This is a genomic window from Parabacteroides sp. MSK.9.14 (assembly GCF_019041495.1).
Classification (GTDB): Bacteria; Bacteroidota; Bacteroidia; order Bacteroidales; family Tannerellaceae; genus Parabacteroides; species Parabacteroides merdae.
In genome coordinates, this window is record NZ_JAHPXO010000007.1 from 1 (window position 1) to 14,018 (window position 14,018).

General features: G+C 45.4%; 12 protein-coding genes. 8 read left to right on the forward strand and 4 right to left on the reverse strand.

The features are described from left to right. Positions 1 to 84 precede the first annotated feature (84 nt). The 4 genes from mdh to KTG12_RS05315 form a co-directional block, all read right to left on the reverse strand. Entirely contained in the window at positions 85 to 1,026 is a 942-nt protein-coding gene (mdh, locus tag KTG12_RS05300; protein WP_046452366.1) for a malate dehydrogenase, read from the reverse strand. A gap of 193 nt (positions 1,027 to 1,219) precedes the next feature. Then, positions 1,220 to 2,404 carry a class I SAM-dependent rRNA methyltransferase gene (locus KTG12_RS05305; RefSeq protein ID WP_005640835.1) on the reverse strand — a complete coding sequence of 395 codons (1,185 nt, stop codon included), beginning with the start codon at positions 2,402 to 2,404 and terminating at the stop codon, positions 1,220 to 1,222. Then, positions 2,405 to 2,986 (reverse strand): 3'-5' exonuclease, encoded by a 582-nt coding sequence (locus KTG12_RS05310; protein WP_005640836.1) that lies wholly within the window; start codon positions 2,984 to 2,986, stop codon positions 2,405 to 2,407. It abuts the gene before it with no gap. Beyond that, complete coding sequence (locus KTG12_RS05315) at positions 2,983 to 3,528, reverse strand: DUF5063 domain-containing protein (RefSeq protein ID WP_005640837.1); 546 nt, start codon at positions 3,526 to 3,528, stop codon at positions 2,983 to 2,985. The genes KTG12_RS05310 and KTG12_RS05315 overlap by 4 nt, the downstream gene beginning before the upstream one ends. Positions 3,529 to 3,721: 193 nt before the next feature. Between KTG12_RS05315 and KTG12_RS05320 the strand changes: the two genes are divergently transcribed. The 8 genes from KTG12_RS05320 to KTG12_RS05355 all read left to right on the forward strand — a co-directional run bounded on the left by KTG12_RS05320 (position 3,722) and on the right by KTG12_RS05355 (position 13,233). Next, on the forward strand, positions 3,722 to 6,220 hold the full coding sequence (locus tag KTG12_RS05320) for a DNA translocase FtsK (RefSeq protein WP_138272767.1): 2,499 nt from the start codon (positions 3,722 to 3,724) through the stop codon (positions 6,218 to 6,220). A gap of 116 nt (positions 6,221 to 6,336) precedes the next feature. Next, entirely contained in the window at positions 6,337 to 7,005 is a 669-nt protein-coding gene (locus KTG12_RS05325; protein ID WP_005640839.1) for a LolA-like putative outer membrane lipoprotein chaperone, read from the forward strand. A 79-nt stretch (positions 7,006 to 7,084) separates the two neighbouring features. Next, on the forward strand, positions 7,085 to 8,038 hold the full coding sequence (gene trxB, locus KTG12_RS05330; protein ID WP_005640840.1) for a thioredoxin-disulfide reductase: 954 nt from the start codon (positions 7,085 to 7,087) through the stop codon (positions 8,036 to 8,038). Between the two features lie 24 nt (positions 8,039 to 8,062). Further along, complete coding sequence (locus KTG12_RS05335; RefSeq protein WP_022321560.1) at positions 8,063 to 8,839, forward strand: glycerophosphodiester phosphodiesterase family protein; 777 nt, start codon at positions 8,063 to 8,065, stop codon at positions 8,837 to 8,839. A 13-nt stretch (positions 8,840 to 8,852) separates the two neighbouring features. Further along, positions 8,853 to 10,331 (forward strand): glycoside hydrolase family 10 protein, encoded by a 1,479-nt coding sequence (locus KTG12_RS05340; RefSeq protein WP_022321559.1) that lies wholly within the window; start codon positions 8,853 to 8,855, stop codon positions 10,329 to 10,331. Between the two features lie 299 nt (positions 10,332 to 10,630). Continuing rightward, the gene (locus tag KTG12_RS05345; protein ID WP_005640846.1) at positions 10,631 to 11,158 is read left to right on the forward strand and encodes an RNA polymerase sigma factor; all 528 of its coding nucleotides are present in this window, start codon (positions 10,631 to 10,633) and stop codon (positions 11,156 to 11,158) included. Positions 11,159 to 11,169: 11 nt separating this feature from the next. Next, positions 11,170 to 12,399 carry a porin family protein gene (locus KTG12_RS05350; RefSeq protein WP_022321557.1) on the forward strand — a complete coding sequence of 410 codons (1,230 nt, stop codon included), beginning with the start codon at positions 11,170 to 11,172 and terminating at the stop codon, positions 12,397 to 12,399. Between the two features lie 48 nt (positions 12,400 to 12,447). Next, positions 12,448 to 13,233 (forward strand): hypothetical protein, encoded by a 786-nt coding sequence (locus tag KTG12_RS05355; protein ID WP_122115528.1) that lies wholly within the window; start codon positions 12,448 to 12,450, stop codon positions 13,231 to 13,233. Positions 13,234 to 14,018: the final 785 nt, after the last annotated feature.

The following is a 14,018-nucleotide window of genomic DNA, read 5'->3' on the forward strand; positions in this document are numbered from 1 at the left end:
ATTTTTATAGTCAACGAAAAAAAGAAGGCGCATCGGGTATTACGACACACCTTCTTCTATATTATCAAACCTTTTTTCCGATTATTAAAGAGCGCCGACTTCTTTCAACGCTTCGTTTGTTTTGTGAACGGCTGCTGCACTCTTGGCGAAGAGTTCTTTTTCTTCAGCTGTCAATTCCAGTTCAACGATCTTTTCGATACCGTTCTTACCCAGGATAACAGGAACGCCGATGCAAAGATCAGATTCTCCGTATTCACCTTCCAGGTAAACGGAACAAGGAATCATCTTCTTCTGGTTGTGGATGATAGACTCGACAACATAAGCTCCTGCTGCACCCGGTGCATACCATGCGGAAGTACCTAACAGCTTAGTCAGTGTAGCACCGCCGACCATAGTGGAAGCGACAACTTCCTGCAGTTTTTCAGCGCTCAACAACTTACTTACGGGAATACCTTTGTAAGTAGCCAGACGAGCCAACGGGATCATAGTCGTGTCACCGTGACCGCCGATTACCATACCTTCGACTTCGTTAGCATTGCAACCTAAAGCCTGAGACAAGAAATATTTGAAACGGGAGCTATCCAGAGCACCGCCCATACCGATGATACGGTTTTTCGGCAGACCCAGAGACTTCAATGACAGGTAAGTCATTGTATCCATCGGGTTGGAGATCACTACCAGGATTGCGTTCGGAGAATATTTCAGGATGTTCTGAGCAACACTCTTAACGATACCAGCGTTAACACCGATCAGTTCTTCGCGAGTCATACCTGGTTTACGAGGAATACCTGAAGTGATGACAACAACGTCTGAGTTAGCTGTTTTTTCGTAGTCGTTTGTGCAACCTGTAACTGTAGTATCGAAACCCAGCAGTTGAGCAGTCTGCATCATATCCATTGCTTTACCTTCGGAAACACCTTCCTTAACGTCAAGCATTACAACTTCGTCTGCCACTTCATTGAAGGCAAGAACATTTGCGCAAGTAGCACCTACATTACCGGCGCCAACAACTGTTACTTTAGACATAATAATAAGTTTTTATGTTTTACTTATATAATAATACTTCTATCTCTCTTAAAAGCGAGACAAAGGTACAACCTATTACGAAATAAAGAAATATTTCCGTATATATTTTACGCCTTCCTCAGTTAAATTTATGAATTATGATTTATCATTTATCATCGATGCATAAGTCATAAATCATAATTCATACCTCTTCTCACTCTACATAAAGTACCAGCCCTTTCAGATATTCCCCTTCCGGATGGTAAATGTTGACCGGATGGTCGGCGGGTTGTGTCAGTTGGTGCAGGATGCGGACACTGCGCCCGGACTGGGCGGCAGCACTGAATACGGCCAGACGGAAGTTTTCCTTGCTTACCACCTGCGAGCAGGAGAAGGTGAACAGGATACCTCCTGGCTTGATCTTTTCGAAAGCGATGGCGTTCAGTTTGCGGTAACCTTGCAAGGCATTGCGCAATACGTTTTTATGTTTGGCGAAAGCTGGTGGATCCAGGATGATGAGATCGTAGTTGCTTCCCATCTTTTCGAGATATTTGAAAGCGTCTTCCGCATAAGCTTCGTGGCGCGGATCGCCTGGAAAGTTCAATTCCACGTTCCTGTTGGTCAGCGAGATCGCTTTGGCAGAGCTGTCGACCGAGTGAACGACCTTGGCTCCTCCCCGCATGGCGTAGAACGAGAAGCCGCCAGTGTAGCAGAACATGTTCAGTACGGAGCGTCCTTTGGCATAGCGTTCCAGCAACGACCGGTTTTCGCGCTGATCGACAAAGAAACCTGTCTTTTGCCCCTTTTGCCAGTCGACACAGAATTTCAGGCCGTTCTCAAGAGCGATGTCCTCCACTTCACCACCGTACAGGTAGCCGTCTTCGCTGCCTAAGTTGGCCTTGTAAGGCAAAGTCGCTTCCGATTTGTAATATATGTTCTGTAAAGAATCTCCCAACACGGCTTTCAGGGCTTCGGCAATCTGATGGCGTGCATAGTGCATGCCGACAGAATGCGCCTGCATGACGGCGGTGTGGGCATACATGTCGATGACTAGTCCCGGAAGATTATCTCCTTCTCCATGCACCAATCGATATGTATTGTTGTTCTCCACTCCGGCAAGTTCCAGTGTCTGGCGCAGTGTGTAAGCGATACGGATGCGTTCTTCCCAGAAAGCGGCATCTATCGTGACTGGCTTGAAAGATAAGATGCGTACGGCGATACTGCCTATCTGATAATGTCCGATACCTAAAAAGCGTCCGTTCGTACCATAAACTTCTACCAAGTCGCCTTCTTCCGGTTCACCTTCGATTGTTTGGATAGCACCGGAGAATACCCACGGGTGGAAACGTAGCAACGATTCCTCTTTTTTCGGTTTGAGAAATACTTTACACTCCTTCATTTATATCTGTTTCAATTGATTGTATATTTTCAGGCAGGCCCATGCGTCAAGGGCTGCATATTTTTTCTGTGCGTCGCTGAGGACGTCGGCTTCCCAGTTGCTCAGACGCTGTCCTTTCGAGATCTTCTTGTTGAAGAGGATGGCGTATATCTTTTGCAGGCTGGCGTCTTCGATGCCGAACTGCCCGACATAATTCTGCAAGTCCAGGAAGTTGGCGGGTTGTATGTCCGTGCGTTTCCGCATCGCCCCGAAATCGTCGCGCAGTGAAAGGCCTATCTTCAGCACCTTTTCATTCGCCAGAAATTCTTCCAATGCTTCCGGAATACCGATCCGGTTCAGGCGGAACAGAAAACAGGCTTCGTCGGTCGATATTTGCATAAGCGATATTTTGTAACGTTGTCCTTTCTTGAAGCTCGGACGGGTTTCCGTGTCGAACCCGACGGACTGGAATTCGGAGAGGTAGCCGACTGCTTTCTCAACATCCCTCAATGTGTCGATCACAATGATCCTTCCGGTAAATTCTTCTAAGGGAAGCTCGGATATTGCCTCTTTTGTTATCGAATGTGTGTATTGTTGTGTCATTCTTCTTTGTCGGTTTCTAAAAGTTCTTCATCGCTGTATCGCACGGCGTGGAGTGCTTTTAATGCGTTTAATAATTGTTGTCCCCAGAATTCGCAGAAGTTTTTACGACACAATACGATTGCCTCGAGCATAACTTCTTCATTGCCTTGACGGAACAGAGAGATGAAATTACCCGTATCTTGGTAAACATCGGCCAGATTCTCCGAGATAAAGGCGGCGATCGGCGTGTCGCTGTATTGCATATCCGGATGGAACGTTTCGAGATAGGAGTCTTTTTCTCCGAGCAGTCCGGCGATCCGGTTGCGGACCGATTCGTACATGTCTTCCGTGACGGTCAATTCCGGTTCTGCATCTTCGTCTTCTTCCGCTTCGGGTAGAAGGGTGGCTTTCAGATACAGCAAGGGCAAGATCTTGACTGCCTTATCCAGAAAGTCGAAAAGACCGGTATTGCCGGCGTTCTCGACAAACGTACAAAATTCCAGTGCAACTGTTACGAATTCCAGCGTATTGCGTTCGTATATCGGGTTGTTCTCTTTTTCCATGCTAATTATCTTAGTAGATACCTTGCGTTTATAATCTGCAAAAGTAGCAATTTTTTCTTTGTAAAGCTAATATAGGATACCGCACCCAAATGTTTTGCCGGAATTTTGAGATTGGAGCCTAAGGGAAATGCGAATGTCGTAGGGAACTTGAAATTTTCTATGTACATTTGCGTGTTGTAAATTTAATTGTGTAATGGCTAAAAAGACGACTGCAAAACAAAATACGAATAACGGGGAAAGTAAATTTAAAGGGATTCGGAACTTTTTTACCAGCGAGCGGACCCGTTTTATTACCGGATTGGTTATTTCCATTGTTACCATATATGTAGGTCTGGCATTGATTTCGTTTTTCTTTACGGGAGGGGCGGATCAGAGCAAGATCGAGAATATCCCGTTGTCGGACCTGGTGATCAATCGTGGATCAGTAGAGAACTGGACGGGGGTGCGCGGGGCTTTTCTTGCCGATTTGCTGATGAACCGGTGGTTTGGGATTTCTTCTTTCCTGATCCTGTTTTTCCTCGGTTCAGTCGGAGCGAAGCTAATGAACCTGAGCCGGGTATCGTTGTTGAAACGTTTCCTGTTTAGTGCGGCCATGCTGATATGGGGATCGTTGTTCTTTGCTTTTATCTTTATCCGCGGATATGAAGATACGTTTATTTATTTGGGGGGACAGCACGGATATTATTTGTCGGAGGTGATGATGAATAATATCGGGATACCGGGAACGGTCCTGCTGCTGGTCGGCTTGTTCCTGATTGTTGCGATCTTCACCAGTAAACGGACGATCCCGTTCCTGCAAAATGTCTTCTCTTTCGGATGGCTAAAGAACCGTTTGAAACGGGATAAGAGTGAAACGACGGAAGTGCCGGAAGAGGAAGAAGATGTGGAAGGGGAAGCAGAGGTTTATGCCCCTGTTGAAAAAACAGTGGCTGCACCTCAGCCTGTTGCATATCGTGAGACAGTAGAAGAAAACATCGGGCCGGACGAGTATGTTTTCGATACGGAAACCGAGATGCGGAAAGCCGAAGTGGAAACGGAAGTCCCGCAAAAGGATGATTTTGAATTTGAAGTAGCCCGTGGGGATGATCCGGTTGTCGAGGCCGGCAATGGCAATAACACGATTTTCGAAGTGGAAGTGCCCGAAGAAGAGGAGGAATTCGATCAGTCTCAATTGGGTAAATATGATCCACGCCTGGACTTGTCCCGTTATATGTTCCCGACGCTCGACCTGTTGAAATTTTATGATTCGGGCAATGTCGAGGTAAACCGCGAAGAATTGGAAGAGAACCAGCAGATGATCAAGCGGACGTTGGAGGACTTCGGTATCAATATCGCTTCTATCAAGGCGACAGTCGGACCGACGGTTACGCTCTATGAGATCATCCCGGAAGCAGGTGTGCGTATTTCCAAGATTAAGAATCTGGAAGATGACATTGCTTTGAGCCTTTCAGCCTTGCAGATCCGTATTATCGCACCGATGCCGGGTAAAGGAACGATCGGAATCGAGGTTCCGAACAATAAGCCGCAGACTGTTTCGATGCAGTCGGTGGTCGCTTCGCGTAAATTCCAGGAATGTACGTATGATTTGCCGGTGGCGATCGGAAGGACGATTGTCAACGAAGTGTTTATGTTCGACTTGTGCAAGACTCCCCACCTGTTGGTGGCTGGTGCGACCGGACAAGGTAAATCGGTCGGCTTGAATGCGATTATCACCTCTTTGCTGTATAAGAAGCATCCGGCCGAATTGAAGTTCGTGATGGTCGATCCCAAGCAGGTGGAATTTAGCATTTATTCGAAGATCGAACGCCATTATCTGGCGAAATTGCCGAATGCCGACAAACCGATCGTGACGGAGCCGGGGGATGCGGTGGCGACTTTGAACTCTTTGGTGATCGAGATGGAAAATCGTTATAAATTATTGGTGGAGGCTTCGGCGCGTAATATAAAGGAATATAATGAAAAATTCATTTCCCGCCGTCTGAATCCGGAGAAAGGACATCGGTTTCTGCCTTATATCGTTGCAATCGTTGATGAGTTTGCCGACTTGATTGCGACTTCTGGCAAAGAGATCGAGTTGCCGATCTCGCGTATTGCGGCTAAGGCTCGTGCGGTTGGTATCCATATGATCCTGGCAACCCAGCGCCCGGATACGAAAGTGATTACAGGGACGATCAAGAGTAACTTCCCGAGCCGTATTGCGTTTAAGGTGATGTCTCAGATTGACTCCCGTACGATTTTGGATACCCCGGGGGCTAACCGTTTGATCGGTAAGGGAGATATGCTGGTTCTGATTACCGGAAGCAGCGAGCCGACGCGTGTTCAGTGTGCGTTTGTCGATACGCCGGAAGTGGAAGATATCGTGAATTATGTCGGTGCGCAGATGGCTTATCCGACTGCTTATTTGTTGCCTGAATATATAGGTGAAGGCGGTGAATCTTCTTCGGCCGGGACGGTGGATCTGTCGGATCGAGACCCGTTGTTCGATGAAGCAGCCCGTCTGATTGTGATCCAGCAGCAGGGTTCGACTTCGCTTATCCAGCGAAAGTTTGCAATCGGTTACAACCGTGCAGGTCGCTTGATGGATCAATTGGAAGCGGCGGGTATTGTCGGTCCTTTCGAGGGTAGTAAAGCCCGTCAGGTCTTGATTCAGGACGAATACAGCCTGGAGCAGTTGTTGAATTCGTTGAAATGATTTATGAGTTATGGGGATGGGCTGTTGGTTTATCTATATTGACATGTTTTGAGTGCTATAAGCCCTTTTTGAGATCTGCTAATGATTGGGAGTTTAAATCATAAATAAAAAACGACATGAAAAGAGATAATAAAATAAAAGTTTGCCGCATTTTGGCTGTTGTTTTCCTGTGTTTTTGGACTATATCCGGTGTGAGGGTATTGGCACAGAACGCTACGTCCATTTTGGATAAGGCTGCTTCTGCTTATGAAGATTCTAACGGCTTGACTGCTTACTTTACGATGCAGACACGTTCGGATGTGCAGAAAGTGTCGGAAAGCTTTGATGGTACGGTCGATATTAAAGGTGATAAATTCGTACTGAAGACTCCTGATATGATCACTTGGTTTGATGGAACGACACAATGGTCGTTTGTCGAGCGTAATGAGGAAGTCAATGTTTCCACCCCGACCGGCGAGGAGTTGCAGGCTACGAATCCGACCCTGTTGCTCCGTTCCTATGAAAAAGGATTTACCGCTAAATATAAGGGCGAGAGCACGTCTCCGAGCGGCAAAGCTGCTCATGATATCGAGCTGGTTCCTAAAAAGAAAAGCGATATCGTACGGGTGGAGCTCCAGATAGAGAAGTTTTCCGGTCTTCCGGCTTCGATCGCCGTTTTTTCAAAGAATGGGATCAGCAGTACGATCCGTATCAGCAAAATGAAAACGGGAGTAAACCAACCGGATAGCTATTTTGTTTTTAACGAAAAAGACTATCCTGATGCTGAAATAATAGATTTGAGGTGATTTATGAATTATGATTTTATTATCGACGCATAAATCATAATCCATAAATTATCAATCATAACTCATAAATCATAAAACGATGAATACAACTCAGAATGAAAAAGTTCGTTGCCTGATTATCGGTTCAGGCCCTGCCGGTTATACTGCGGCTATCTATGCTTCACGTGCAAATCTGTCCCCTGTCCTCTACGAAGGCATTCAGCCGGGCGGACAGCTTACGACTACTACCGAAGTAGAGAATTTTCCCGGTTATCCCGAAGGCGTTACCGGTACGGAACTGATGGAAGACTTGCGGAAGCAGGCTGCCCGTTTCGGTGCTGATATCCGCGTTGGCATTGCGACTGAGACAGATTTGTCTGCTGCTCCCTATAAAGTGACGATTGACGGTGAAAAAGTGATTGAGACGGAAACGCTGATCATCTCGACCGGTGCGACTGCCAAATATTTAGGATTGCCGGATGAGCAGAAATATGCCGGAATGGGTGTTTCGGCTTGTGCGACTTGCGACGGTTTTTTCTATCGTAAGAAAGTGGTGGCTGTTGTAGGTGGTGGTGATACGGCTTGTGAAGAAGCACTTTATCTGTCCAGCTTGGCAAAACAAGTGTATCTGATTGTCCGCAAACCGTATTTGCGTGCATCCAAAGTCATGCAAGAACGTGTCCTGAACACTCCGAATATCACGGTCTTGTTCGAGCATAACACGATCGGTCTTTTCGGTGAAGACGGTGTCGAAGGTGCACATCTGGTAAAACGGATGGGTGAACCGGACGAAGAAAAGGTGGATATAGCAATTGACGGTTTCTTCTTGGCTATCGGTCATACTCCGAATTCCAAGATATTCAAACCCTGGGTCGAAACAGACGAGGTTGGCTATATTAAGACGGTTCCGGGTACGCCGAAGACAAGAGTGCCGGGGGTATTTGCTGCCGGAGACGTGGCTGATCCACATTATCGCCAAGCCATTACGGCTGCAGGTAGCGGTTGTGCGGCTGCAATCGAGGCGGAGCGCTATTTGTCGGAGATTGGAAAATAATTTCATTGAACTTATTCTCTCGTTATGAAACACTTGAAACTCTCTCTTCTTTTTCTTTTGTGTGTACTGATGGCGGTTCCCGTGTCGGCTAAAAGAAAGACAAAGGTGATCGCTCATCGCGGTTATTGGAAAACGGAAGGGTCCGCCCAAAACTCTATTCGTTCGTTGGAGCGGGCGAATGAGATCAAAGTATACGGTTCCGAGTTTGACGTACACCTGACAGCTGATAATGTCCCGGTTGTGTACCATGACCGTAAAATAGAAGGAAAGGATATCCAGACGGCCTCCTATGCGGAGCTGAAAGACCTGAAACTTTCGAACGGCGAAACGCTTCCGACGTTGGAACAGTATTTGGACAGGGCGAAGAAGCTGAAAAAGACCAAGCTGATTTTCGAATTGAAATCCCATGCGACTCCCCTGCGGGATCGGGAAGCGGCAAAGATTGTAGTCGACATGGTGAACGGTAAGAAATTGACGAAACGCACCGAATATATCGCTTTCAGTTTGGAAGCCGCAAAGGAGCTTCACCGTCTGTCCCCGAAGACTCCGGTCTACTACCTGAACGGCGACTTGTCTCCGAAACAGTTGAAAGAACTCGGTTTTGCCGGTCTCGACTATAATTATAAGGTGATGCAGAAACATCCGGAATGGTTTGCCGAAGCAAAAGATCTGAAACTGAAAATCAATGTCTGGACGGTCAATGATCCTCAGGTGATGGAAGAGATGATCGAGAAGCGTGTGGACTTTCTGACTACCGACTATCCCGAAGAAGCGCAAAAAGCAGTACATTTGTACCGCTGAATAAATGTGTGAAATGAGAAAATATTGCCTGTCGTTATTGCTCTTGTTACTGACATTGGTTTCGAATGCAGTCGAACCTCCCAAGCGTGAGATTCGGGGAGTGTGGCTGACAACTGTTTATGGTCTGGACTGGCCACGTAAGCCGGCAACGACGGAGACGGGGCGAAAGGCGCAACAACGCGATGTCTGTGACATTCTGGACCGTTTGCAGGATGCGAATTTCAATACTGTTTTTTTGCAGGTCCGTATGCGTGGCGATGTCATCTGGCGTTCGGCTATTGAACCGGCAAGCAAAATTTTCTCTGGAAAATATGGAATGATGCCGGGATATGATCCGCTGGCTTTCGTGGTCGACGAATGCCACAAACGGGGGATGGAATGCCATGCTTGGTTTGTAACTTTCCCGCTAGGCACGGACAAGAGTGTGATAGAACAGGGAAAGCTCTCGGTTGTCAGGCGTCAGCCGAAACTCTGCAAGCGTCATAACGGCGAATGGTATTTAGACCCCGGCGTTCCTGGAACTTCCGACTATGTGTTGTCTTTAGTGAAGGAGTTGGTGAACGGATACGATATCGACGGCATCCATTTCGATTATATCCGCTATCCGGAACAGGCAAAATCTTTCCCGGATAAAAACTTGTATAATAAATATGGTAAGAAACGCCCGCTGGCAGAATGGCGCCGGGAGAATATCAATAAGATGGTTTACCGCATTTATGACTGGGTGAAATCGGTAAAGCCTTGGATACAGGTCAGCAGTTCGCCGCTCGGCAAGTATAACCGCATCGAACGTGTTCCGAACGCCGGATGGACGGCTTATGAAAGTGTCTTCCAGGATCCGAAAATGTGGATGCAGAACGGGAAGCAGGATATGATCGTCCCGATGATGTATTACCTGCATGATAACTTTTTCCCGTTTGTTGACAATTGGGTAGATAACCGCAACGGACGCCTTGTGGTTCCCGGATTGGGCGCGTACCGGATGTTGAAAGAAGAGGCAGACTGGACCGTCAACGATATAACGGATCAGATCGACTACAGCCGTTATTACGGAGGGGCCGGCTGTACATTCTTCCGTTGTGCGAATATCCTCGACAATACGAAAGGGATATACGATGAGTTGAAGGATAAATATTATAAATATCCGGCACAACTTCCTCCTTTGTCCTGGTTGGACGATACGGTTCCTGCAGCCCCGGAAGAGATACGGGTGGAAAAGGAAGAGGATGAGTTGAAGCTCTCCTGGCAGAAACCGGATTCGGTAAAGGACGTGTTGACTTATACCGTCTATTATTCGCTGACGGATTCGATCAATCCGACATCCGCCCGGAATATCCTGATGACAGGAATCCGGGATACTTCCATCTATCTGCCTGTCGATACGACTTCGGAGCGGGGATATATATTTTCCGTTTCATCTTCCACTCGCTATCATATAGAAAGCGTGCTATCGAAAGAAACCTATTATTATCTTTCTAAATATCCTAAATAATATTAACGGTTTGGAAGGAAACCCTGGAATACTCCGGTGGACAATGGAGCTGGTTGCCCTTGCTAAAAAAGTAAGGGGCAAGTATATTTTGACATATCGCTTTATAGCATATTTAGGTATGGGTTACATAATTTGTGAAATCTGTGTCTAAAAATTGATACCGATTCCGATTATTTGCCAGAATACAGTATCTTTGTGCGTTTTCAAGAAAAATAATTTATCCGGAATGCAGCGTTTCGGATAATTTGAACATCATAATAAATGTATGGTCCTGGAAAGGGCATGAAGGCACACACTAAATGACGGAGAAACAACTGATAGAGGGTTGTAGGAATGGGGAAAGGCTGGCTCAGAAGGAGCTATACGAAACGTATTCCCGTAAAATGATGGGAGTTTGTCTGCGTTATGTTAGCGACAGGGAAACTGCCCGTGATTTGCTACAGGATGGTTTTGTGAAAGTCTTCACCAGTATGGATTCTTATTCGGGACTTGGGTCGTTTGAGGGGTGGATGCGAAAGATCTTTGTCAATTGTGCGTTGGAGTATTTGCGCAAATCGGATGTTTTGCGTGAAGCAGTCGATCTGGATAATACGGTGGAGTTGGTTCATCCAGATAGTTCTGCTATATCCGATATGTCGGCAGTCGAGTTGATGAAACTTGTGCAGGAGCTTCCTGCTGGTTTTCGTACAGTGTTTAATCTGTTTGCAATAGAAGGTTATTCACATAAGGAGATTAGCGAGATGATGAATATAACGGAGAGTACATCCCGGTCGCAGTTCACGCGTGCCAAACAATTATTGCAACGCAGGATTCATGAATTGTATTGAGTAATAAAGAAATGAAGGATAAGGAAAGAGATATATTTGACGATTTGTTCCGTTCGAAGTTACAAGACTTTGAAGCGGATACGATGCCGGGTGATTGGGAGGCAATAGCTGACCGTTTGCCGGTTAAAAAATCTGTCCCTTTCCGGCGGACTTTACGCTATTGGGGGGCTGCTGCTGTTATTTCTTTATTGGTTGTAACAGGAGGAGTCTATGTTTTTAACCGCGACCGGGAACATCTGCCTGTAGCCGAAACGATACAGAAAGAAACCGAGGCTGTTGAAAACAGGCTGACTGAACGATCCGAATCGGTGACACCAGCAGTCGTCGCTTCCAAGCCGGTTGACCGGATAGCAAAACGTGCTGTTGCGCAAGTTACGGCCGTAACTACGTCCCGGTCGGATATAACTGTAGACGAAGTTGTCCTTTCGCCAGAAGAAGATTGTGATACTGTTGTAGTGATTTCTTCTAAAATATCCGAAGCGTCCGAAGCGATAGCGGTGACCGAGACGGCAACGCTGACCGGAACACACTTTTTATTTGCGGATGCAGCGCCTGTGAAAACAGAAGAAAAGAAAGTACGGGCGAAAAGATGGAGTTTCGGAATGGGAGGTGGTAGCGTGAGTGCTGGAACATCTAATTCATTAAATGCCTATGCTTTGAAGAATACGTTGATGACGGATCAGGAACTGTTGCAATTGAATTCCCCGTATTTCAATAGTCAATCTCCGAAAACAAATATTCGCCATAAGACACCAGTTTCGATCGGATTAGGTGTCAGTTATTCTCTAAATGACCGTTTTTCCCTCCAGTCTGGTTTAAATTATACATTCCTTTCTTCCGAATGGGAGACCGGAGCTATATATCATGGTGAGACGAAACAGAAGTTACATTTTATTGGAATTCCTCTTTCTTTGTCCTATAAAATAGCAGAATGGAAGCGTATTCAATTTTATGCAGCGGCGGGGGCCATGACCGAGATTAATGTTGCTGGTAAGTTGAATGCCAAAATATTTGTGGAAAACAATGAAATCCGTCACGAGAAGAAGCATATCCGTATGAAAGAATGGATGTGGTCTGTGAATGCCCGGGCCGGTGCCAGCTATCCGTTGCTCCGTTTCTTAAGTGTTTATGCGGAGGTGGGAGCCGGTTATTATTTCGATAACGGAAGCGATATTGAGACGATCCGTTCCGAGAAACCGTTTAATGTGAATTTGCAGGCGGGTTTCCGTTTCGGTTTTTGAGTAAGAACTAATAAATAATAAACAATATAAAATTAAAGAACAGTAAAAATGAAGAAACTTAAAGTTTTAGGGTTAGCAGCAATCGCTGCGGGTATGTTTTCGTTAACCTCTTGTTTGGACGGCGGCGGTAATACACAGCAGCTTTCAAGTTATGCTATAGTCGATTATTCTTCTACGATGAGAACTCTGATTTATCCATTGGGCTATTATCCGTTGTATGTTGCTACAATTGCAAATGATCCGACTTATAGTGCTGGAGATTGTGTGTTGGCTAATTTTACGGTCGATTTTGATTCGGCGGATAATGCGAATGCCAGTACAAATGGTTTTTATGTGGCGACAGGAGCTGCTTCTTCTCCATTAGCAAAATATGATTTGAGTTATTCTCCTTTGGACTCAATGGCATTAGATAATGAATTGCTTTTGTCTGGTTCCGAAAGTGCATTGTTATTTTCTAATAATTATAAGAGAATCGTTGTTATTCCTACTTTTACATCTGTGTTGACGGATCAGAAGAACACATATATAATGTCGATGGATTCTAATCAAGAACCTGAAACTGTTGATGGAACGGACCGTGTTTATACGTTGTGCTTACGTGCTCAAAAGCGGGAAGAAGGGAAAGCACCAACCATTAGCAATGCTATGGACCCGATCGCTGTTGAAGGAGGTACATTATATTCTATGTTGAAAGGAAAAGAATCGGCAGCAGGGAAGAAGATTGTAAGTTATCGTGTGAAGTATCCTTTGACATTCAACGCAGATTCGACAAAGATAGCGACTTGGGGGTATTCTAAAATTTCTCAATTCTCGATTGAGGAAGCTACAAATTAATATTCCATATCTTGCGCTTGACGCAGGATCGCATTAAAATCGGCCGTATAAACATTAGATCGATAAGGCTAGTTTTTTGTGATCTTGAGTCAAGCATGGAAACAAGGGGATTTAATGCACCTCCATAGTTTTTGGCAATGCTTTTATCATAATAATATCCCAATATTTATTGAATGTCCCTAAGATGTGTGGCTGCCGATTCCATATATGCTAATAATGCCAACAGAAAGTTCGGTTCCAGCATATTTACATCACTGATTATCAGTGACCATTCATTTTAATCGGTACAACCACAGTTTTGACAAATGCACAGAATGTAGGGACAAATGCAAACCGCTGTATTTCATAGCTTTGCATATACGTGTTGTACCGCCTCTTTTCAGCCTTTTTGTGGAATGTCCGCTATCAGATACAAGGTGTTGAGTGATAGGGCATTTCCGTAGGTGTGTTACAGAACGCTTGTTGAATACAAAGGTAGTGGTTTTCTTGGGATTTCTGTGGTTTGCGTGGACTTTTTCTTCCAAAGAGGTTGATTTACAGTAGAAAAACGGTTATAGAGCCAGAAAACTTTTGTAGATATACACTCGATTCGCTTGAAAAAGTGTAGAGAAATGGGTTATATTCGTTTGAAAAAGTGTAATGAAGTTGAATTATTCGCTTGAAAAAATGTAATTGCTTCCGTTTGCCCACAATGGAAAATGTTTGTATGTCCCAACAGAAACACTTATATGCTTGTAACAACTATTATATCCTATCGGGTATAATTCTGCTTATTGTATCAATAT

Excerpts from the sequence above, each read along its gene's own strand:
- KTG12_RS05310 (WP_005640836.1), bottom strand. The coding sequence starts at position 2,986 with ATGACACAACAATACACACATTCGATAACAAAAGAGGCAATATCCGAG.
- KTG12_RS05305 (WP_005640835.1), bottom strand. The coding sequence starts at position 2,404 with ATGAAGGAGTGTAAAGTATTTCTCAAACCGAAAAAAGAGGAATCGTTG.
- KTG12_RS05350 (WP_022321557.1), top strand. The coding sequence starts at position 11,170 with ATGAAGGATAAGGAAAGAGATATATTTGACGATTTGTTCCGTTCGAAG.
- KTG12_RS05355 (WP_122115528.1), top strand. The coding sequence starts at position 12,448 with ATGAAGAAACTTAAAGTTTTAGGGTTAGCAGCAATCGCTGCGGGTATG.
- KTG12_RS05315 (WP_005640837.1), bottom strand. The coding sequence starts at position 3,528 with ATGGAAAAAGAGAACAACCCGATATACGAACGCAATACGCTGGAATTC.
- KTG12_RS05325 (WP_005640839.1), top strand. The coding sequence starts at position 6,337 with ATGAAAAGAGATAATAAAATAAAAGTTTGCCGCATTTTGGCTGTTGTT.
- KTG12_RS05335 (WP_022321560.1), top strand. The coding sequence starts at position 8,063 with ATGAAACACTTGAAACTCTCTCTTCTTTTTCTTTTGTGTGTACTGATG.
- KTG12_RS05340 (WP_022321559.1), top strand. The coding sequence starts at position 8,853 with ATGAGAAAATATTGCCTGTCGTTATTGCTCTTGTTACTGACATTGGTT.
- mdh (WP_046452366.1), bottom strand. The coding sequence starts at position 1,026 with ATGTCTAAAGTAACAGTTGTTGGCGCCGGTAATGTAGGTGCTACTTGC.
- KTG12_RS05345 (WP_005640846.1), top strand. The coding sequence starts at position 10,631 with ATGACGGAGAAACAACTGATAGAGGGTTGTAGGAATGGGGAAAGGCTG.
- KTG12_RS05320 (WP_138272767.1), top strand. The coding sequence starts at position 3,722 with ATGGCTAAAAAGACGACTGCAAAACAAAATACGAATAACGGGGAAAGT.
- trxB (WP_005640840.1), top strand. The coding sequence starts at position 7,085 with ATGAATACAACTCAGAATGAAAAAGTTCGTTGCCTGATTATCGGTTCA.